General features: G+C 70.4%; 10 protein-coding genes. 6 read left to right on the top strand and 4 right to left on the bottom strand.

Annotation, left to right across the window (positions count from 1 at the left end):
• The first annotated feature begins 186 nt into the window (after nucleotides 1-186).
• Genes ACFYWX_RS31610 through ACFYWX_RS31600 form a run of 3 tightly spaced genes read left to right on the top strand, consistent with a single transcriptional unit; the run spans nucleotide 187 to nucleotide 15,902 of the window.
• Nucleotides 187-12,336: an actin cross-linking domain-containing toxin gene (locus ACFYWX_RS31610; protein WP_389427931.1), complete on the top strand. Its 12,150-nt coding sequence runs from the start codon at nucleotides 187-189 to the stop codon at nucleotides 12,334-12,336.
• Entirely contained in the window at nucleotides 12,333-15,017 is a 2,685-nt protein-coding gene (locus ACFYWX_RS31605) for a right-handed parallel beta-helix repeat-containing protein (protein WP_389427929.1), read from the top strand. Before ACFYWX_RS31610 ends, ACFYWX_RS31605 begins: the two co-directional genes overlap by 4 nt.
• Before the next feature lie 27 nt (nucleotides 15,018-15,044).
• Entirely contained in the window at nucleotides 15,045-15,902 is an 858-nt protein-coding gene (locus ACFYWX_RS31600; protein ID WP_389427927.1) for a hypothetical protein, read from the top strand.
• Nucleotides 15,903-15,933: 31 nt separating this feature from the next.
• On the opposite strand, the gene ACFYWX_RS31595 is transcribed toward ACFYWX_RS31600, so the two are convergent.
• Nucleotides 15,934-17,424, bottom strand: a complete 1,491-nt coding sequence (locus tag ACFYWX_RS31595) for an RICIN domain-containing protein (protein WP_389427925.1) — start codon at nucleotides 17,422-17,424, stop codon at nucleotides 15,934-15,936.
• Between the two features lie 249 nt (nucleotides 17,425-17,673).
• Here ACFYWX_RS31595 and ACFYWX_RS31590 point away from each other — a divergent pair, with 249 nt between their 5' ends.
• Nucleotides 17,674-18,402, top strand: a complete 729-nt coding sequence (locus ACFYWX_RS31590) for a thioesterase II family protein (protein WP_389428103.1) — start codon at nucleotides 17,674-17,676, stop codon at nucleotides 18,400-18,402.
• A gap of 170 nt (nucleotides 18,403-18,572) precedes the next feature.
• Nucleotides 18,573-19,013 carry an ATP-binding protein gene (locus ACFYWX_RS31585; RefSeq protein ID WP_389427923.1) on the top strand — a complete coding sequence of 147 codons (441 nt, stop codon included), beginning with the start codon at nucleotides 18,573-18,575 and terminating at the stop codon, nucleotides 19,011-19,013.
• A 26-nt stretch (nucleotides 19,014-19,039) separates the two neighbouring features.
• Here the strand turns inward: ACFYWX_RS31585 and ACFYWX_RS31580 are convergent, their stop codons facing one another.
• A complete protein-coding gene (locus ACFYWX_RS31580) occupies nucleotides 19,040-19,336 on the bottom strand; it encodes an ANTAR domain-containing protein (protein WP_389427921.1) in 297 nt (98 codons plus the stop codon).
• 285 nt (nucleotides 19,337-19,621) lie between these two features.
• Between ACFYWX_RS31580 and ACFYWX_RS31575 the strand changes: the two genes are divergently transcribed.
• Entirely contained in the window at nucleotides 19,622-20,578 is a 957-nt protein-coding gene (locus tag ACFYWX_RS31575) for a helix-turn-helix transcriptional regulator (protein ID WP_389427919.1), read from the top strand.
• A 31-nt stretch (nucleotides 20,579-20,609) separates the two neighbouring features.
• On the opposite strand, the gene ACFYWX_RS31570 is transcribed toward ACFYWX_RS31575, so the two are convergent.
• Both ACFYWX_RS31570 and ACFYWX_RS31565 read right to left on the bottom strand, forming a co-directional pair.
• Nucleotides 20,610-21,182 carry a hypothetical protein gene (locus tag ACFYWX_RS31570; protein ID WP_389427917.1) on the bottom strand — a complete coding sequence of 191 codons (573 nt, stop codon included), beginning with the start codon at nucleotides 21,180-21,182 and terminating at the stop codon, nucleotides 20,610-20,612.
• Nucleotides 21,179-21,727, bottom strand: a complete 549-nt coding sequence (locus ACFYWX_RS31565) for a hypothetical protein (RefSeq protein WP_389427915.1) — start codon at nucleotides 21,725-21,727, stop codon at nucleotides 21,179-21,181. Before ACFYWX_RS31565 ends, ACFYWX_RS31570 begins: the two co-directional genes overlap by 4 nt.
• Nucleotides 21,728-21,732 lie beyond the last annotated feature (5 nt).

The following is a 21,732-nucleotide window of genomic DNA, read 5'->3' as shown; positions in this document are numbered from 1 at the left end:
CGGGTCGCCCTGTAGACGCAAATGGGGATCCGCACGGTTCAAAAGAATTTCGCGCATTTCCCACCGACCGGTAAGTATGTGGCGTCCATCACTTCGGTGAACTGGTTGCTGTTCCGTTTACGTCACCAGGAAGTCAACCGCGTGAACGCGGCCGACCCTCGTGTCCTGAACAGCTTGGAGGACCCTGTGGCCAGCCCGGACGACTGGAACAAAGTGGGGTACGACGGAAATCCGGTCGCGGGAAACCCTGACGTCCTCGACGACATCGCCGTGGATCTTCACGGACTGGAGCGTCTGGCCACCGACGTCGACGTCGGGCTGGACGCCATGCTGCGTACCTCGGAGAACGGGGGATTCGAGGGCGAGACCGCGGACGCCCTGCGCACCTACGTCAAGGACGAGCTCAGGACGTTCATGCTGCACGTCAGGACGTCGTTCCAGGGGGCGGCCTCGGCCGCGGAGCGGTACGCGAAGGCGCTGAGGGAGTCGCAGGGCAAGGCCGAGGGCGCCGCCAGACGGGCCGGCGAGGTGGCCATACCTCCGGCGGGAATCGTCGGCAAGAACGCCCCGCCCCCGCCGGAGCTGACCGCCGCCCGCAACGACGTGCAGGCGGAGGTCGATTTCATCGACACCGAGGCGAAGATCCTCGAGGAGGCCCTGGACTCTGCGAGGGACCTGGTGACCCGGCCCGTCAAGAAGATCAAGAAGAGCTTCTGGAAGAAGTTCCAGGAGGTGTTCTGGAAGACGCTGGAGATCCTCAGCATCGTCGTCTCGATCGTCGCTGTCATCTTCGGGGGCCCGCTGGGGCTCGTCGCCTTCGGCCTCGCCGCGGTGCTGTTCGCCAAGGCCGTGGTGGACTTCGCCACGGGCAAGACCAACGCCCTCGGCCTGGGCCTGGCGTTCCTGGGCATTCTCTTCCCCTCGACCAAGGGCCTCACCTCCTTCACCAGAGCGATGCAGCTCCTGAAGGGCGGAGGGAAGATGCTGCTCGCAGGAGCGCAGAGGTCCGCCTCCGCGCTCGGGCGCATGTTCCTTCAGGGCGGCAAACTGCTCCTCTCCCCCAGGACCTTCGCGAGCGTGGTCGGCCAGAACCTGCTGAGCGCGGCCCGCTGGACGAACACGTTCGTCGTCTCGACCCTCCCCCGCGCCACCGCCACGGTGTGGCGGGTGGCGCACGACGTCACCACCTCCATGTGGCGACAGTTCAGCGGCGGGCTGGGCCGCGACTTCGCGAGGACCACCAGTTTCCTCGGCGGCGGCAGCAGAGCCCTGCGGCTGAGTGTCTTCGCGATCATCGCCCTGCCCCGGTTCATGGCGAACACGCTCCTGCCGCTCAGGTACTTCGAGATCGCCAAGTTCGGCTGGAGGGGCGCCTTCCGCATGGGCGTCCTCGAGCGCGGACTGCGCATGCGGCCTTCCACCGCCCAGTCCCTCACCAGGATGGGCGGCGCCGGTGGCACCATCACCTCGCTGAGGGGCAAGGACCCGGTCACGTTCGGTTCCGGCGGGGGGTTGGACAACGTGACCACTCCCCACCTGGTCGTTCCCGGCACCCGGGCCTGGGACGAGGCGCTCGACGGTCTGGACGAGATCGCGGCACGGCCGCCCGTCACACCGACCCTTCCGTCGGGCATGAGCTCCCTGCCCCATGCTCCCGGCGTACGGGGAGGGATGCCCGAAGGGACGTCCGGCCGGGCCCCGGCCGCCCCAGACGACCTGGAGCGGATGGCCCTGCACGACCTCGACGCGGCCGGAGGCCGCCTGGGCAACGTGTTCCAGAGAGAGCGCCTCGACACGCTGGGCACGTTCCGCGGCGGCCCGGTGCCGACGCGGCTGTTCCGCAACCTCGTCGACGACCTGGACCAGTTGGGCATGCCCCTCCGGCCCGGGCGAGGACCCCTCCTCCTTAAGGCCCCGGACAGCGCTGTCACCCGTCTGCAGGAGCTGGACGATGTCCTGGGTCTGGAGCGCACCGCCACCGGTCTGCTGAAGCCCTTCGACGACGTGTCCGACCTGGCGTCCCTGAGCCTCGACGGCAAGCTCGGCGGTCTGTCCGAAACCCAGTTGCTCAAGGTCCTCGACGGTGAGATCGACCTCGTGAACGTGCGCCCGGACGGGGTGATCCTGCGCATCGGCAAGACCGACCCGGTGGACGTCCACGTCGGCCTGAAGGACGAGGTGACCATCCGCGTCCTGGACCCCCAGGAGAGCGGTGCGGGGCTGCCCCCACTCCTGACCAGGATGACCGGCCCGGACTCACCCGCCCGGCTGGGCATCGGACTCGACGATCTGGCCCGGCTGATCCCGGACAGCACCGGCGGCATGCGCCAGGTGCGTGAGGTGCTCGGAATGAGCCCGGCCCGGACCGGCCTCGCCGTCAAGCCGGTCACGCCGCCACAGACCGGCTTCCCGCCGCTGACCCTGCGGGAGATCGTCACGGGCGGAGCGGTCGGCAAGATCGGCGCGGACCGCTTCGAGACCTGGATCCGTCTGCAGAACGCCGAGGTCGACCTGGACACCGCCGGCCAGGAACTCACCAGGCTGACCGAACTGCCCGACGCGCCACCGCTGAGCCGTGCCCAGGCCGAACTGGACCTGAACGCCGCGGAACTGAACCTCGGCCAGGTCCGGACGGACTTCGGCAGGCTCGGGATGAACCTGGACGCGGTCCGGCAGGACATCACGTCGATGATGACCCGCTTCGACAGTCCGCCGGCAACGCTGCCCAGCACCACTCCGGTGACGTCCGCCCTCACGGGTGACCTACCGGTTGGCGCCGTGGCGCACGGTCTGGACGGGGCCGCCGGGCCCGTGGACCACATCCGCCTGGTGGACACGGTGAAGGCGGGCTTCGAGGTGAAGCCCGTCTCCTTCGAGGTCCGCGCCCTCGGCGGCACGAACGCCGGCCTGCCGTCGACGCCACTGAACACCGCGGGGCGCGAACTCCCCTTGCTGGGACAGAACCTCGGTCCGCTGGCCCAGGTGCGGCTGGTCGTCACCACCCCACCACCCGGCGCCACCCTCACCGGCAAGACCTTCGAGCTGATCGGTGCCTCGGACGTCACCGGATCGCTGAGGATCGCCCCGGTGGAGGGCGCCCTCGCCGGACGGCTGCCGAACGGCTTCACCCTGACCGACCTCGCGAACAACCGGTTCCACTTCGACGAGGGCCGCACCCTCATCTACCGCGACGTGCCGGACCCGGCCGGCACCGGATTCCTGCGGCACACCGAGGGAGCGACGCCCGGCACCGAGCCCGTACAACTGGACGCACAGGGCCGCTTCTCCAGTCTCTTCCGCTTCGAGGCCGGGGCCGGACCCGACCCCGCCCAGGCGCCGCCGCACTGGCTGGTGCGGCAGGACATGGATTTCTCGGCGTCCACCCTCAAGTCCGGTATGAAGACGCGGCTGACCGACGACGGTCTGGTCCCGGCCAACCTCGACGGCACCGTCACACCGCTCCAGGCGGTCGCGACGGCCAACGCCAAGGCGTTCAAGCAGAACAGCCCGTTCACCGCCTTCTCACCGCCCGGCAGCATCGTCAAGAGCTACGGCAACCACGAGATCGGACTCGATCTGATCGCTCTCCGGACGGACATCGCCGCCGGTGGCGAGCACCTCGGGAGCGTCGAGATCCTGTCCACCACCAAGGTCCAGAAGGACATCCTGGACGAGATCCGGCTCAAGACCTCAGAGCCCCAGCTGGATGTCCCGTCGACGTTCAACACCAGGACGAGTACCAAGGAGATCCAGGAGTTCCTGACCCAGAACACCAGTGTCGGCAAGAGTATGGCCGCCAAGATCACTGCCGACGTCAAGGCCCTGCTGCAGGTGCGCCAGGACAGCACCTGGCTGATCAAGGGAGCCATCCCCGCGAAGTACCTGACGGGCCCGTACGCGACGGCCGACTCCCTGCAGTTCGTACCGACGGCGCCGACCACCCCGCTCGCGGCTTCCACCGACGTCCTGGAATCGGCCGGCCGGGCCTCCGGATCCGCAGCTCCCGCAGAGTCTCTCCAGCTGACACTCAAGCCGGACGACTTCTCCATGTCCGCGGTCCCGCTCGACGACCTGCGGGGGGTCAAGCTCGTCCGGCAGGACGACTTCTTCACCACCGCGGTCGACTCCAAGGGGCTGCGCAAGTCCTACTTCGCCCCGGACCTCGGCATCGTCCCGGCCAACCCGGAGGGCAGGACCACGGCCTTCCAGCACGTCGCGGGCGCCGAGAACGCGGCACGGAAGAGCAACAGCCCGTTCACCTCCTTCGCCGTCGTCGGCAGCCACAAGGTCTACGGCGACATGGAGGTCACCCTCGACGTCTTCAAGCTGGGCGAGGACATCAAGGCCGGCCGGGTGCAGAACGTGGCGATTCTCCCGGCCCACGACCTGCAACGGCTGATCTCCGACCAGATCGAGTGGACGATCAAGAGACGCCTCGACCTCCACTCCGCGCTCACCGGGGACAGCACCCGGCAGGACGTCCTCGCGTTCCTCAAACAGAACGACGTCAACCTCGTGGGCCAGGGCGGAAAGGACGTGAGCGCCAAGATCGCCTCGGACGTCCGTGTCCTGCTGAACACCACCCGTGACCAGGAGTGGCTGATCAAGGGCGTCATTCCCAAGGGCTACCTGGAGGGTCCGTATCCCAGGGCCGGGCTGATGCCCACCGGCACGGTGCACGGACTCGACGAGGCCGCCGGGAACCTGCGCCTGACCGAGGGCGAGCTCCCCTTCCTGGGACGGGACCTCGGTCCGCTGTCCCGCGTGCGGGTGGTCGTCACCGACCCGCCGCCCGGCGCAACTTTGACGGGCAGGACCTTCCAGCTGGCCGGCGCCTCCGACCTCACCGGCTCGCTGAAGATCGCCCCGGTGGAGGGCACCCTGGCCGGACGGCTGCCGAACGGCTTCACCGTGACCGACCTCGCGAACAACCGGTTCCACTTCGACGAGGGGCGCAACCTGGTCTACCGCGATGTGGCAGACCCGGACGGCACCGGATTCCTGCGGTACGCCGAAGACGCCCCGCCCGGCACCGAGCCCGTACGCCTCGACGAGCAGGGCCGCTTCACCGAGCTGTTCCGGTTCGAGGCGGGGGCCGGGCACGCGCCCCCGCCCCCGCCGATGCCCGCACCGCGTGTTCCGGCGCCCCCGGCTCCGCACGCTCCCCCTCCCCCGTCAAGCGTGGTTCACCAGGCGTCCCCGGGAGTCAGTGGCATCCACCGGGCCAAGGCACCGGGCTTCGAGAAGTCCTTCCCGTCCTCCTCCATCGGCACGGAGAGCGAACTCACCGGATTCGTCGTCGCCCTGCCGGAGAACTCCCACAGGACATTCGCCCATGTCGTGCGGGCCGACTCCGGCGAGCCCCTGCTCCAGGTCACGAAGGACATGAGTCAGGGCCCGTACGCGAACCCGGCGAAACTCGTTGCGGCACAGAAGGGGAACTGGCTCACCCACACCGTGGAACTGGTCTCCTACCCCTCGCTCGTGAGCGACGAGGTGGCGCTCACAGCCCGCAACGACGCCACACAGTTCCTGCTCGACGTCTTCAAGGAGAGGCTGGACGGGCACAATCACGCCCCGCTCGGCTCTCTGCTCAGCGCCGACGGCCGATTCCGGCTGGAGGTGACGAACGACAGGCATGTCCTCGCGGCCGGCACCGGCAGTCGACTCGACGAGCAGCCCCTCGTCTCCATGCCGCTCAGCGGGCAGCAGGCCACGATGGGCGTCAGGGCAACGGAGTTCGGCACCGGCGCGACGGACGAGTTGAGGCTGCTGGAGGACAACGCCCCCTGGTACAACCGCGGTTTCAAGGACGACGACGCGCTGCGGCAGGTCAGGAACCGGCTCGACAACCCCCAGGACGTGGAGAACGCGTACACCTACCTGAAGTCCGTCATCGACTTCACGTCCCGCCTCGCCCAGAAGCACGGCATCCCCATGGAGGGGTTCCCGGGCAGGCCGTCCGGCCTCGCCCTCACCGACCCGGCCGTCAAGAACGAGTGGCGAGTCCTGCCCCGCACCAGGCCGACCGCCGTGCTGGACTCCCTGTCGGAGAACGACAGGCTGCTGACGAAGCAACTGGTCCGCGAGGCCTCCCCCATCGGCGCCGAGTTGCCGTGGCGAGAGGCCAGGACCTACATCATGAACGGCAGCCAAGTGGCGGGGCACAGCATCGACGGCGCCACCATCGGCGGCGAAACAGCCCTGCTGTTCGAGTTCCGGGCGATCCCCGACAAGTTGAAGGCCTTCGTACCGCACCAGAACACGCCGGTCGTCAAAGTCACCGATCTGCTCGCGGAGTTCGGGAACGGCAGGTCGGCCGCGCTCCAGCAGATCAAGGACTTCGTCGGACGGACGGGCAACAAGGACGCCTTCGCGGACTGGTACCGGGCCGAATTCCCCCAATACCAGGCCAAGTCCACACACACGATCTACACCATGTCGGCGGCCAATCACAAGGCGATGTGGATCCGGGACCATCATCCGCAGACCTGGCAGGAGTTCACCGGCGGACGCTCCCCCGTCGCCGTCGACCTGCACGCCTCCGCGCCCACCGCGACCGACCTCACCGTCCTGCCCGGTTCCCGCGGCCCGTCCCCCGTGCGGGAGACCCCCGGTGCCACGGTCCGGGAGGTACCCCTCTCCGGCGTGAGCGACCTGCGGGGACTGGGGCTTCGGATCACCGAGTTCCCGGCGAGCGATCTCGGCCCCGCGTCGGTCCGGGTGGAGGTCGTGGACCTCACGGCTGCTGGTGGGCCGGTGCGGTTGCCGGACGTGACGGTGACCGGCCGCGAGGGCGGCGGCTTCACCGTCACTGGCTCACAGGGCGGTGCGCGCTGGCAGTTCGACAGCGCCGGCCACCTGGAGTTCCGGGAACTGCCGCTGAACGGCACCGACTTCTCGCTGCGCTTCGACATGGGCGGCTCGCACGCGATGCCCCAGGTGGTCGGCACGGACGGGGCCCACGTCCCGGGCAGTACGGTCACAGCGCCGGCCCGGGACGCGTCCGGTGCGCTCACCGGGCTGACGACGGTGCGGGTGCCCCTCTCGGGTACGGGCACCGACGCGCTTCACGGTGTGTTCCGGTTCGACGGCAAGGGCGTGCTGCGCCAACAGGAGCTGCCCCTCACGCTGCCCGGTCTCGACGGCCCGTCCGGGCTCGGGGTCAAGGTGACCACCGCTCCCGGCGCGGGCGGGGCCACCACGAGGACGTTCACGCTGACCGGCCCTCCCCACCTCACCGGTTCCTTCCGGCTCGCGCCTGTGGACAGCGCCCTGACCGGGCGGATACCGGGCGGGTTCACCGTGACCGACACGATCACCGGCAGCCGCTTCCACTTCGACACGGACGGCCGCCTGGCCTTCCGCGACCTCCCGGCCCGGGACGGCTCCGGCTTCGTGCGCTTCACCGGGGGCGCGGAGTCCGGTACGCCGCCGCTCCGGCCGGCCGAGCCCGGCGGCGTTGCGGACGGCCTGTCCGGCAATAGCCCTCTGGGCGGGATCCCGGACATCTTCCGGCGCACGCTCGACGAGGCGACCGGCATGCTGAGAGCCTCCGACGCCCAGGCCACGGACCTTCCCCTGACCCGCCTCGACGACCCGAACGGCACGCCCGTCGGCGCGGAGGGCCGTCCCCCGGCCCTCGGCGAGCCGACCGATCTCGGCGGTACGGGCACACCCCGCACGAGTTCCCTCTCGGACCTCGACGATCTGCCGGAGCTCGACGACGAGGCCATCCGGGCCGCTCTCCAGGAGCACTGGCAGGTGGTCCGGGAGCACTGGGATGTGGTGGAGGAGCACCTGCAGCCCCTGGACGACCTGATGAGCGTCCCCCTGTCCGGGGTGGACGAACTGGCGGGTGTGGAGCTTCGGATCACCCACCTTCCCGACACGGACACGGGGCCCGGCTCGTTCCGGCTGGAGCTGGCCGATGCCGGCCCGGCGGGCGGCGGGCCGGGACGCGCGTCGGAGTTCACGATCGAGTCGCTGGACGACAGCGGCAGGGTCGCCGTCATTGACACGACCGGGAACACCCGGTTCACCTTCGGTCCCGACGGCCGCTTCCTCGGGCGGGAGACGGTCCTCGCGGTCGACGGGCTGCCGGACGGTCTGCGGCTCGGTGCGAGGGTGGGCTCCGGGCCGGACGGGGCGGCGCGGACCATGGTCGACCTGGCCGGTCCACCCGGCTCGCTCCGCTCGGTCCGGCTCACCCCGGTGGACGGCGCGCTCGCCGAGCGGCTGCCCGGCGGCTTCACCCTGTCCGACACGGTGACCGACAGCCGCTTCCACTTCGACGCCGAGGGCCGACTCGTGTTCCGGGACCTGCCGTCGCACGACGGCTCGGGCTTTTTGCGCCACACCGAGGGCGCGCCCGGCACCCCGCCCGTCCGGCTGGACGACGTCGGCGGAGCAATCGACCTCCCGCGCGTCGAGCCCGACGTCGCGCCCGAGTCCCAGATCCTCCAGACGCTCGACCTCTCCCGGGTCCCGCAGCTCACCGACGGCTCGATCGAATCGCTGAACACCTTCGGTTCGAGCCCGGATCTCCTGCACGGCCGGCTGCACGAGGTGACCACACGGGCCCACGAAGGAATCCGGCAGGCAGCCGCCGACGCGCTGCGGGACCACCTGAACCTGCCCCCGGCGACACGCCTCGACGATCTGCGGACCGGCGCCGGCCACACCGTCGGCGACTTCACCGTCACCCCGACCCCGCACGGCGGGTCCGGCGGCAGCCACTACATCGTCGTCCACACGCCTTCGGACCTGGTCACGGGCTTCGGCCGGAACGGCGAGCGTCTCTATCAGGAGGTGCTCCTGAGGGGCGGCCCCGGCGACTTCGACGGTCTGAGGCTCGGGATCACCGGCCGCTCGGCCGAGGGCGGGCCATGGACCCCCAGTTCCTTCGAGTTCGTGGGCACCCGCCCGGCCGACGACTCCCTCACCGTCACAGGGCTCGCCCCGACCGCCCCGGCGGACCTGCGCGGCGGCTTCACCGTCACCGACGCGTCCGGCGTGACACGGTGGCACTTCGGGCCCGAGGGCATGCACGTCCTACGGGACGTGGAACTCCCCGGTGGCAGGGGTCTGTTCCGCTTCGACGCGGGCGCCCCCGACGGCGTACCGCAGGTGCTCGACACGGCGGGCCGGCCGTCCACGGCATTGCGCGTGGAGCGCCTCGACGACGGTCGGATCGCCACGATCCCCACCGGAAGGGCGGCCCAGCCGCTGGAGCGGGCGGTGTTCGACGCCCATGGCCACACGCTGCTGGAGGAGACCCTCGCCATCCGCGGCAAGGGCGGCAGGCCGACCGGCGAGTACTGGAACATCGACCACGCGTCCGGCAAGGCCGTCCGCACCGGCGCCGACGGCACCCCGTTCACCGGCATGTTCGACATCGCGACCGTCGAGAGGTCCGGCACCGGCCAGTTCAGGCTGATCAGCGCGAGCCCCGGCAAGGCGACCCTCTTCGAACGCGAGGCGCTCGCCAACGGCAACACCCTCCACGTCGACGTGAGCCGCTCCGGACGCGCCCGCTGGACCGAGTTCGACAGCGCCGGCAGCCGGCTGCGGCACGGCGAGCGGATCGGGGACGTGGACCAGCGCACGTTCCACGACGTACCGGCGGGTTCGCTGCGTCTGCTCAACAACGTGGACGTGAGGACGTACACGAAGGCCCTCGACGGTGGTCTCGTCCGCGCCGAGAAGGGGGCGGACGGACACTGGACGTGGCAGCGCTTCGGCAAGGACGGCACCGAGGTGCTGTCCGGCGACCGTCACTGGAGCTGGAACCACGTCGCGTTCAAGGACACCTACCGCGATCCGGTCACCGGCCTGGACGCGGTGGCCCAGCGGCGCGGCCAGACCTGGCCCTTCGACGGTCTGCACGGTTCCCGGATGTACCAGGAACACGCGGTGCTGTCGGGCCACGCCCCCGCCGGTGGCCGGGTCGACCCCGGCGATTACACCGGCTACTCCCCGTTGAACGTCCAGATCGAGCGTCTGGAGGCGGTGTCGGGCGGCGGCAGTCTGCTCGTCCAGCGGTTCGCGGACATGCGTCCGCCCGCCTTCCTCTGGAAGGGGGCGGCCGGACGCAGCCCGTTCGAGGGCTTCCTCGGCGACCTCTTCGGCGGTGAGTCCCTCCACCGGGTCAGCTTGTGGACCGAGACCGCAGCCGACGGCACCAAGGTGACCGGTGTCCGGCTCAACCCGACCGGCTCCAACTGGGTCGACTTCGACCAGTACGGCCGACTCGTGCGGGAGAGCCGGAAGCTGGAGAACGGCCATGTCATCGAGGTGGGACGGAGCCTGGAGGACCCCACGCGCTGGGCGCCGGTCCCCGAGTTCCGCGACGGCGGCTCGTACGAGCTGCACTGGAAGGACCTGACCAGCGGCCGGACCGGTACCCGGCACGTCGACGGCAGCGGGCGGTGGAGGGACCTCTTCACCGACTCCCAGGGCATCGAACGGGTGCAGCTGCGCAGCCAGGGCAAGGGAACCCGTGAGTACCTCTTCGACGCCCCCTCCACCGAGGAGCTCCGCCTCCACGACGACGCGGGCCTCTGGGTCGACAAGAACTCCCAGCAGCACATCTTTGGCCGCCGCGACCTGGTGGACGGCCAGATCGTGGAGTCGTCCGGCAGCCCCTACCGCACCAAGTGGACGTGGAAGTCCTACGACCCGAGCGCCCCGGACACCCTCATCGGCGAGGGGCTGCGCAAGCAGAACCGGGGGTCGCTCTACTCGCGGCCCTGGGACGACTCGTTCAAGGACTTCGACCTGGGCGGCAACCTCGTCCGCGAGCGCAACGCCACCGACACGGGAAGCTCCTGGACCGACGCGGTGAAGGCGGACGACGGCAGCTGGAAGTGGACCAAGAGGGCCGCCGACGGCACGGTCCACTCGGAGGGTGTCCGCGTCTACGACGATGTCACCGCCGGCCGTTGGCGGGACCTCGTCGACGGCCAGGAGGTCAGACGGCCGGTCGGCGACCGGGTCCGCGAATTCGACTACGAGATCGTCGTCCCCGAGCCGCCGACGCCGCCCGCCGGCAACCTCACAAGGGGAACGCTGCGCGACCTGCTCGCCGACTCCGCCCGCCACTTCGAGGCACCCGCCACGGTCCGCGTCGACCCGAACGTCTGGAAGGAGTACGACGCCGGCAAGGTCTTCCGCGAAAGCGTCGCCGTGGACGGCCTCCCCGGCCGGTACCGCGTGCTCGACAAGCAGTGGGGCCAGTGGATGGAGTTCCAGAACGGCCACATGGTCCAGTGGCAGACCATCGACGGACGGGTCTGGACGACCGATGCGTTCGGCCGCCTGAGCACCTCCGGCCCCGCCAGGCTCCGCCAGTTCCTGGCCGGAGGCCTGCCCCGGGTCGGCGGCGACATCGGCCTGCCCGGCAGCCGCGGCTGGACGATGATCGGCCGGGAGTTCGACTTCCGCGGCATGGACGTCGAGGTCATGGCACACCTGCGGGAGATGCTGGACGTGTGGCACGGAACGTTCACCGGCGCCAGGGGCGGCGAGGTCGTCGAGATGCCCATGTGGCAGCGCGAGCTCCGCAGCGGGCTGCTCACGTTCACCACCGGCTTCGTGACCGACTACGCGACGAGCCTGGCCATCACCGCCGCTGTCCAGAACGGCGATCTCAAGAGGGTCGACTACTTGAAGGCGCTGCTCTCCGGCGCGGTCGGCGGAACCTTCAACAGCGGGCTCACCCTGCTGTACAACCACACCCGGCTGGGCCGGCTGAAGACCAGCATGGGCACGAGGGACTGGGGCGGACACCCCAACCAGACCCTCGCCACCCAGACCGACACCTGGGCGACCGAGTTCTCCGCCCAGGAGAAAGCCACCCGCTGGCGCAACGCCACCTACGCCAACACCGTCGGCGTGGGCATTTCGGCACTCAGCGCCTTCGTCTCCGGCTCCATCAGCGCCGCGGTCTTCGGCGTCAACGGTCACGACACCAAGGGCCTGGACGCGCTGGTGGCAGGCGGGTGGGGCGCCCTGGGCACCCTCTACGGCGGTGTGAGCACCAACCTGGTGAGGAACGGCTGGCATGCCACGACCGGCGCCAGGGTCTTCCACAAGGGGGGCCTCGGCGAGTACGCGATGAACCTGGGCGAGTCCGCGCTGAGCCGGTACTTCACCTGGGTCATGAACGAGTGGGACGACAACGACCACCACTACGACCTGCCCAACGCCGCGCGCTCCTTCCCGCCGGCGAGCACCGCACCACCGCCCACCACGCCTGCGCCGCCGCGACAGCAGATCCAGCAACCCGCTTTCGAACCGCCCACCGCTCTCGACGAGGGATTGGAGCTCCCGTGACCGCCACCGCCACCGTGCACCGGGTCGCCCCCAGGGGCCGCGGCGCCCACCGCAGCATCACCGCCGCCGTGCGCGCCGCCGCCGACGGTGACGAGATCCGTATCGCCCCGGGCGAGTACGTCGAAGTGCTCGTCCTCGACCGTGGGGTGTCCCTGCTGCCACAGGACGGAGCGGAGCTCGCCGTACGGGTGCTCGCGGCGGACCCGGGCCGGCCGGTCCTGGAGGTCACGGCCCCCGGCGCCCACGTCGGCGGCATCGCCCTGACGGGGCAGGACCCCGGGCTGCCCGCCGTACTGGTGAGCGCAGGCGGTCTGGAGCTGGAGGGCTGCGAGATCTCCGGAGGCCGCGTCGAGGCGGGCGGTGAGGCGTCGCTGACGCTGCGCGGGTGCCGGGTCTCGCGTGCCGCCCTGGCGGGGGTGCACGCGAACACGACCGGCCGGACCGAGTTGACCGACACCCTGATCGAGGACGTGGACGGCACGGGTGTCGTCCTCGGCTCGGACACGCCCGCCGAGGCCGACGGGCTGACGGTTCGCCAGGTCACCGGTTCGGGAATCCGCGTACGGGGCCGGGCGAGTGCGCTGCTTCGCGACTGCCGGGTCACCGCCCCCGGCCGCAGCGGGCTGCTGGTGGAGGACGACGCGGCCGTTTCCGCGCTGGACTGCCGGCTGGAGGACACCGGTGCGGAAGGCGTCCGCGTCCTCGGGAGTTCGGCCCGCCCCGAGGAGGGCACCGGGCAGGGCGCGGACGGCGGAGTCGTCCTCACCGACTGCCAGGTGCTGCGCACGGGCGCGGACGGAGTGGCCGTCTCCGGCGCCGGGGACGTGCTGCTGGTGAACTGCCGCCTGCGGGACGGGGCCGGGCCGGGCGTGACGACCGAGGACGCCAGCAGGGCCGCTCTCGTGGACTGCCAGGTGGACCGGCCGCACGGCTCCTGTCTGGTGGCACGGGGCAACGCGCACCTGTCCGCGCAGGGCACCTCGATGCGCGGCAGCCGCGCCAACGGGCTGCTCGCGGGCGACCGTTCGCGGGTGACTCTGGCCTCCAGCGACGTGCGGGACTGCGGGTTCAGCGCGGTGCACGCCGGTGACGACTCCCGGCTGTCGCTCACCTCCTGCCGGATCGGCGCCACCCCCGAGCACGGGGTGCGGGCCACCGACCGGGCCGAGCTCACCGTCGAGGGCGTCCGCATCAGCGACTGCGGGCTGTCGGGCCTGCAGATCGACGGCGCGGCGGGGGCCCGCGTGCACGGTCTGTCGGTGGTGCGGGGCCGCACCGGTATCAGTGCCGAGTCCACCGGGACGGTCGTCCTTCAGGAGTGCGACGTCACGGAGGCCGAACGCGCCGGGATCGCCTGCGGCACCGGGACGTCGGCCGTGCTGCGGGACTGCCGGATCAGCGGCACCGGCACCGCCGGGTTGGTGATCGGCGAGGGCGCGACCCCGAGCATCGAGGACTGCACGGTCCGCGACGCCGCCGGCTCCGGTCTGGTCCTGGGCCCGGCGTCCGAGCCGCGCGTCAGGTCGGTCACCGTGGCCCGTACCGGCAAGAACAGCCTGTTCGTCGGCGAGAAGGCGCGCGGCACCTTCGAGGACTGCGTCTTCGCCGGGGCGGGCGGCGACGGCCAGGCGTTCCCCGCCGTCCATGTGTCGGCGGGAAGCGCGCCCGTGCTGCGCGGCTGTCTGGTGCGGGACGCCGAGGAGGACGTGGCCGCGGAGAAGGGGGCCCGTCCCGTGTTCGACGCCTGCGTGTCGCGCAACGTGGCGAACGCGGCACTGCCGACGGGTCTCGGGGATGCGCTGCCGTCCACCGCGGGCGGGGAGGCCGGGGCCGAGGGCGTGCGGGAGACCGAGGCGCCCCCCGAGGACACGCTGGAGGACCTGCTCGCCGAACTCGACGGGCTGGCGGGGCTGGAGCGTGTCAAGCACGATGTGTCGTCCCTGGTGAAGCTGATGCAGACCGTGCGCCGCCGGGAGGAGATGGGCCTGGCCCCTCCCCCGCTCAGCCGCCATCTGGTCTTCACCGGCAACCCGGGCACCGGCAAGACGACCGTGGCCCGGCTCTACGGCCGCATCCTGGCCGCGGTGGGCCTGCTCGAACGCGGCCATCTCGTGGAGGCCGACCGCTCCGCGCTGGTCGGCGAGTACGTCGGACACACCGGGCCGAAGACCACCCGGGTCTTCCAGCAGGCGCGGGGCGGTGTCCTCTTCATCGACGAGGCGTACTCCCTCACCCAGTACGCCGGAACCAACGACTTCGGGCAGGAGTCGATCGCCACCCTGCTGAAGCTGATGGAGGACCACCGTGACGACGTGGTGGTGATCGTGGCCGGATACCCCCGGGAGATGGAGGTGTTCGTCCGCTCCAACCCGGGTCTGGCCTCGCGCTTCACCAGGACCCTGCTCTTCGAGGACTACGGCGCCGCCGAGCTGGTCAGCATCGTGGAGCACCAGGCCGCGCAGCACCAGTACGAGCTCACCGCGACCGCGCGGGAGGCTCTGTCGGCGCACTTCGACACGATTCCCCGTGGGCGTGGGTTCGGCAACGGACGTGCCGCCCGCCAGTTGTTCCAGTCCATGACGGAGCGTCAGGCGTATCGCGTCGCCGAGCTGTCCGACGTCTCGGAGTCCGACCTGGTGACGCTCACGCCGGAAGACCTCCCGTCGCCCTCTGCCCAGTAGCCCCTCCCCTTGTGAAGGACCCGTCTCATGCCGCAGACCCCCGTTCGACCGCCCCGCTCGGACGGCGAGTTCGCCGAGCTGTTCGCCCGTAGGGCTCGAACTCCCCTGCGCGGGTTCCTGCCCGGCCGCAGGGTCTTCAACGCCGTCGGCGCCTCCGTGGCCGTGGTCCTGGTGATCGCCGGGGTCACGGCGGTCGTCTCCCGGATCGACTGGGGCGGTGGTCCGCAGCAGACGACCACGGCCACCGCGAAGAAGGCCGACGCGAAGGAGAAGCACTCCACCGGCGGCAGCGGCGCTCCGGCCGTCGCCGCGTCCTCGGACGCCCCGGCGCGGCGGCAGGTCGACGAAGCCCCCGGCGTCGTCGGCCGCACGGATTCGGGCGGGTCCGGGGGCGGCGCCGGGAGCGGGGAGTCCGACTCCGGCCGGTCCGGGACGAGTGGCGACGACTCCGCGAGCGGGGACAGTCAGGTGAACTCCCCGGCGTCGACGGGTTCCTCGCCGGAGCCGACGGCCTTCCTGTGGTCCGACGGGAGCGTGGAGACGGACACCAACGACTACTGGGACCAGAGCGCCGTCACGGTCAAGTCGACGAAGCCGCTCACGGGCCTCAAGGTGGTCGTCAAGATCATCCAGACCGGCGGGGTCGCCGGCACCGGCACGTGGACCTCCCTCGGGGACAAGGTGTCGGTGGCCTCCGCGACGACGAGCGGCGAACTGGACTACGTGGTGACGTTGAAGTCGGGAGTCACGCTGGATCCCGGCACCTACGTCTTCAGGTTCCAGTACAACCACGACCAGGGCGGCCGGGACGCGGGCGGCGACCGCTACAACGTCACCGCCACGTCGACCGCTTCGGCCACCGAGTTCCGCAAGGGGGCCTTCTGAGCGGGCCGGGCTGCCCGGCCCGCTCAGAAGGTCAGGACAGGCTCCACTGCTGGCTCGTGGCGCCGGTGCCCGTCTCCTGGTCCACGGCCGCGCCCTGGGCGGTCGAGCCTCCCGTGACGCCGAGGTTCAGGTCGCTGCCCACCCCGGCGAGCAGGTACGTGCTGCCGGTATAGCTGCCGACCAGGTCGAGGAACCACTGCTGGTTGGTGCCGTTGTTGCAGGTCCACTGCTGCAGCTGCACGCCGGTGGCGGTCGACTGGTTGGGTACGTCCAGGCACAGGCCGCTCTTCACGCTCTTCAGCGTGTAGACGTTGTCCGCCACCCTCGTGAGGGTCCACTGCTGGTTGGCGCCGCCGTTGGACGGCCACTGGATGATCTTGGCGCCGTTCGAGGTGGAGCCGCTCGCCACGTCCATCACCTGGGAGCTGCCCACGCCGGTCAGGGTGTGGACACCGGCGGAGGGCACGCCGCTGTCGGCCGTCCAGGTGCCGGCGGCGGGGTCGAGGGACCAGGTGGGGTACTGGCCGAGGTTGACCGTCGTGCCCCGGATGGTCAGCGGCAGCCAGATCAGCTTCGACGAGCCGAGGTCGGAGGTGTTCCAGCGGTCGCCTGCGTAGAGGTAGGTGGTGCCGGAGGAGCCCTGGACGGTGATGACGTTCGCCGTCTGGCTGCCGTAGGTGTGGGTGCCGGGGGCGGCGAAGTTCCGGAAGGCCGACCAGGGGCCGCCCAGCGAGGTGGCGGTGGCGTAGACGTTGTCGTTCAGGCTCCAGCCGGTGAGGTGGGAGCCGAACACGTAGTAGACGCCGTTGACCTTCACCATGGCGGGCGCCTCGACGCTGCTGCTGCCACTGCCGCCGAGTACCGCCACCGCGCTGTCCACGGACAGGTAGTCGGCGGACAGCTTGTCGATGCGCAGTCCGTTGTTGCGGTCCTCGCTCAGCAGGTAGGCGGTCCCGTCGGTGTCCTGGAACAGGCCGAGGTCACGGCTGAGGTTGCCCAACGGCCGGAAGCTGCCGCGGTAGTCGTAGGGGCCGCAGGGGGTGCTGCTGGTCGCCACACCGACCTTGGCCTCGGAGTAGTTCGTGCTGTCGATGTGCAGGTACATCACGTACGTGCTCGTCGACGCGTTGTAGATGACCTTGGGCCGCTCCACGACACGGCCGGGGCCGAGGTCGCCGCTGCTCTGCCGGGACAGGGCCTGGCCCTGGTAGTTCCAGGTGGCGAGGTCGGTCGACGTGTAGCAGGTGATGTCCTGGAACGAGGTGTCGGACGAGGTCTCGCCGGTCTTGTCCTCCCCGAAGCCGTACCAGGTGGCGCCCACCTTCACGATGCCCAGGCCGTGCAGTTGGAGCGCGTTGCCGTTCTGGTCGGTGCGGGCGGCGCCCGTGGTGAAGGAGACCGTGGCCGCGTGTGCTTCGCTCACCGGGAGCAGGAGCGCCGCGAGGCCCCCGAGCAGTGTCAGGAAGGCGGTGGCGGCTCTGCGCCAACGGCCGGTGGGTCTGTGGGGGACTTCCTTGGACATGGGCTTCCCTCTCCTGGGCGGTTCGGGGGTCCATGAGAGGTGCAGCCGGGAGAGGGCGTCAAGATCCGTGACGATCGATTTTGTTGAGCCTTGACCGGTCAGTTGGGTATTCGCGGAGCCGCCCTGGTCGGATTTGTTGAACTAGCCGGTGTCGCGTGATGCCTGGGCGATCATGTGACGCGGATAGCATGATCCGGTCAAGTGATCTGATCGCAGGGGGAGTTCAGAGTGAAGGCAGCGCTGCCCGATATGTTGGTTCTGCACCATGCCGGCGGGTCCGCGGTCCCCTACAGAGGGCTGGTGAAGTCGCTCGGAAGCCGGTTCAGGATCCGTGCCGTCGAGCTTCCCGGCCGCGGGGCGACCATGGGAGCAAAGCCCTGCCGGACCGCCCGGGAGGCCGTCGCGTTCTGTCTCGGCGTCATCGATGCCGAGGGCATCGAGCCGGCGGGCGTGTTCGGTCACAGCATGGGGGCGGTGATCGCCTTCGAGCTCGCCGCCGAGCTGGAGCGGCGCGGCACGCCCGCCGCATGGCTGGGCCTGTCCGCCGCCCGCCCGCCCGGTCATCCGCATCCTGCGCGGGTCCGGCGCGACCTCTGGGACGACGCACGGCTGGTCGCCTTCATCCGGGAACTGGGCGGCACCCCGGAGGAGCTTTTCGAGGACCCGGGGATCGTGGCGTACATGCTCGACGTCATCCGCCCCGACCTGGCCATCGTCGACACGCACGTGCCGAGCGTCGACGCCCCGCTCGGCACGTACACCGAGGTGTTCTACGGTGCGGACGACCCCCTTCTGGAAGGCGTCGAGGACCACCACTGGCAGGCGGGCTTCCGCAACGAGGTCCGCAGGCACACCTGGCCCGACGGCCACTTCTACCTCTTCGGCCGGGAGGAGGAGCTCGCCGCGGCGATATTCGCCTCGTTCGACCGGGCGATGGAGCAGAACATCCGCGAGCGGAGCCACCAGGACGTCTCGTGAACCGGTTCACGAGGATCTCGCGCGTGTCACTCACCGTAGCGTTCCCGCCACGGCCAGGGTGGCGCGCGCGTCCTCGTCCTTCGCGACGATGAGGAGAAATTGGGCATGCCTTTGCTCGGATCGGGAAGCCGGTACGAGCCTTGAGTTCGTCGGAAGGAAAGAAGAGCCACATGCCCGCCGAACGCGATCCCACAGAGAGGGAAGCCGGTCTACTGAACACCCTGAGCGTTGAGCAGACGTGGCAATTCGGCGGCGCCCTGAGCGACGTGGCACAGGCCAGGGACGACGCGGCCGCCTTCCTCCAGAGTCTGGAACGCATGCAGCCGCCGCACGCGCCGGACGCGCCGGACGACGTGCTGCTGGTGGTCACCGAGCTGGCCTCCAACGCGTTCACCTTCGCGCCCGGCCCGTTCACGCTGCGGCTACGGGCCGTGGCCGACACCGTGCAGGTCGCCCTCGAGGACACCAACCCGACGCATCCCGAACCGCGCCGGTTCGACCTCGACGGACGGGGCGGCATCGGATGGCACCTGATCAACGCGCTGGCCGAGCAGACCATCACCACACCCGGCCCCCGGGGCAAGACGGTGCACGTCTTCGTGCGCTGGTAGGTCCCCCCGGCGTCCTCCCAGCGGGCTCATTCCGCCTTCGCGCGCCGCAGGGCGTCGGTCAGGGCGCGGTGGATCTCGTCGGGCAGCCAGCCGCAGTGGGTGCCCTGCACCACGTACTCCGCGACCTCCCGCAGCTTGGTGTTGGTGCGCTGGGAGATGTCCTTGAGGACGTCGAAGCCCTGCTCCGGTCGCAGCCGCCCGATGGCGATGACGACACCGATCGCCTGGTCGACGACGGCGTGCGAGTCGAGGGCCTGCCGCAGCTGGCCGACCTCCTCCTGCAGGGCACCGACCCTCTCGACGAGTTCCTCCTGCCCGGCCATGGCCAACCGCCCCACCCCTTTGTCCCAAGGTCCGCGAAGCGACACGCACGGCGGATCACCGCGGTGCCGTGTGGTCCCAGCCTCCGTGTCACGGAGCGTCGCCGCCGCACCGCGAACGAACAACACCGCCGACGCCTGTCCGGAAAACGAATGTCCGCCCTGGTCCCGGGTAGGCGAGCGAAGCGGAACGATCCGCAGTCGCTTCTCGGCGCATCGCGGCAGCGAGGTGCGACGCCATGACCTGGCACCCCGGAATGCCGCGTCATTCACCGGACGGGGACCGTCATGGACACACTGCGCTTCGACAGCGACGACCTGGAACGGACCGAGGAGTTCCTCAGCCGGGCCTACGCCAGAATGAGCATCGGCAGCGACAGCCCGGACACCGGCAGAGCGAGAATCACTCGTACCTCCATGGCGTCGGTCAGCGTCGACGAGCTCGACCTGGGCTTCGAGATGAGCTACTCGGTCACTCCCCTGCGCAGGATCTGTCTGTGCCTCGTCCATGACGGCACCATCCGCGACCACGCCTTCAGCGGGGTCGAGGACGCCTTCGGTCCCGGCGACGTCGTGTCCTTCGCCCCGCCGGACCGGCCCTACTCGGGCCGGGTCTGCAACGCCCGGTACAACATCACCATGCTGGACACCGACCTGCTCTCCCAGGTCGCCGCCACCGCCCCCGGGCGCCCCGCCGAGCCGGTCCGGCTGACCGGGCACCGGCCCCACTCCCCGGCCGCGGCCCGACAGCTGCGGCACTGCATCGGCTACATGCGCGACTACGTCCTGGCGGACCCCGACATCGCGGGCCTGCCCCTGATCGCCTCCACCGCCGCGCAGCACCTTGCCGCGAGCGTCCTGGCCGCCTTCCCCAACACCGCGCTGGACGAGCCCACCGCGACCGACCGCAACGACGCGCATCCCGTGACGCTGCGCCTGGCGCTCGCCTACATCGAGGACCACGCCGCCGAGCCCCTCACGGTCGCCGAGATCGCCGAGGCCGCCCATGTGACCATCCGCGGCCTCCAGTACGCCTTCCGGCGGCATCTGGACACCACGCCGCTCGCCCATCTGCGCAAGGTGCGCCTGTCCCACGCGCACGAGGACCTGCTCGGGGCCGACCCGCTCGGCACCACCGTCACCGAGATCGCCGCCCGCTGGGGGTTCTTCCACCCCGGCCGCTTCGCCGCGCTCTACCGGGACGCGTACGGCAGGCCGCCGCACCAGACTCTCGGCGCCGGGTGACGTACCAGGGATGACATCACCCCTCGCCCCGTCACGCGGACCTGAGAGCCAGTGGCGGTGACGGAAGCCCGAAGTGCTCGACGATGACGCGCACCGTGTGGGCGCCGTCGGCGTTGAAGCCGGGGTCGGTGTCGTACTGCGGGGTGTCCCGGCCGACGATTCCGGCGTCCAGGAGCTCCCGCACCAACAAGTCGGCCATGCCTCCGCCGCGCCGTGACTCGCGGCGTTCACCGAGGTTGAAGTACGTCTTCTCGAATCCGCCGGCGCTGTGGGCGAACTGGAAGGGGTGCTCGGCGCAGTGGGGAACCATGTAGTTCTGCCCGTGGGGGCACGTGCAGGCGGGTGTGGAGGCCAGGAACACCGTTCGCGCGCCGTTCGGATCGCTCACGCGGTCCGTGAACCGGAAACCGGTGAGGTTGCGCGCCAGCTCCCAGGCGGACTCTCCCCGCGGGGCGGTGTAGGCGTCGTGCGTCAGCCAGGTCCAGCCTGACGACTCGCCGGTGGCGCGGGCGGGGTGCCCGGCGTCGGCGTAGACGGCGGTCAGGGTGGACAGCTCCATACCCTGGCAGAAGGTGACGAACGTGTTCGGGGCGAGCCAGCTCACTTGGCCGTCACCTCCATGGCGAGGGGCGGCGAGGGGAGGGCGAAGAAGTCGGCGATCACCTTGACGAGCGGTTCGTGGTGGTCGCGGGCGTGGACGTAGCACTCATGGCCGTCGACGTCCTCCTGGTCGCATCCCGCGTCGGGGCCGATGAGGTTCGCGGCCAGGAGTTCGGGCGAGAGGTAGTCGGGGTTCTGGCCCACCCGCTGTTCCAGGTCCTCGAAACTGAAGCGCAGGATCAGGCGGCCGTCGCGGTAGTACTCGAAGTCGGGCGGAAAGCCCTTCACGCTGCACGGCTCGGTGACGAACACGACGATCTCGCCGCCGTCCCGGCAGAGGGTGGTGTAGTCGACGGCGTCGTAGTCGTCGATGTCCGGGTTGAGCATGTCGTGCACCGCCCACACCCACCCGTTCCCCTCGCCGAGCGCGAGGGGCTCTCTGTGCAGGTCGCGCAGACCCTTGTCGAGCGCGTCGAGGGACATGCCCCGGGCGAAGACGACGTTGACCTCGTCGTGATGCCCGAAGGAGCCCTGTATCCAGTTGGTCATGCCGA

The sequence above is a fragment of the Streptomyces sp. NPDC002888 genome (assembly GCF_042888465.1).
In the GTDB taxonomy this organism is placed as follows: Bacteria; Actinomycetota; Actinomycetes; order Streptomycetales; family Streptomycetaceae; genus Streptomyces.
This window is presented reverse-complemented; position numbering and strand designations above follow the sequence as displayed.

Excerpts from the sequence above, each read along its gene's own strand:
- ACFYWX_RS31580 (WP_389427921.1), bottom strand. The coding sequence starts at position 19,336 with ATGGCCGGGCAGGAGGAACTCGTCGAGAGGGTCGGTGCCCTGCAGGAG.
- ACFYWX_RS31585 (WP_389427923.1), top strand. The coding sequence starts at position 18,573 with ATGCCCGCCGAACGCGATCCCACAGAGAGGGAAGCCGGTCTACTGAAC.
- ACFYWX_RS31575 (WP_389427919.1), top strand. The coding sequence starts at position 19,622 with ATGGACACACTGCGCTTCGACAGCGACGACCTGGAACGGACCGAGGAG.
- ACFYWX_RS31600 (WP_389427927.1), top strand. The coding sequence starts at position 15,045 with ATGCCGCAGACCCCCGTTCGACCGCCCCGCTCGGACGGCGAGTTCGCC.
- ACFYWX_RS31595 (WP_389427925.1), bottom strand. The coding sequence starts at position 17,424 with ATGTCCAAGGAAGTCCCCCACAGACCCACCGGCCGTTGGCGCAGAGCC.
- ACFYWX_RS31590 (WP_389428103.1), top strand. The coding sequence starts at position 17,674 with ATGTTGGTTCTGCACCATGCCGGCGGGTCCGCGGTCCCCTACAGAGGG.
- ACFYWX_RS31565 (WP_389427915.1), bottom strand. The coding sequence starts at position 21,727 with ATGACCAACTGGATACAGGGCTCCTTCGGGCATCACGACGAGGTCAAC.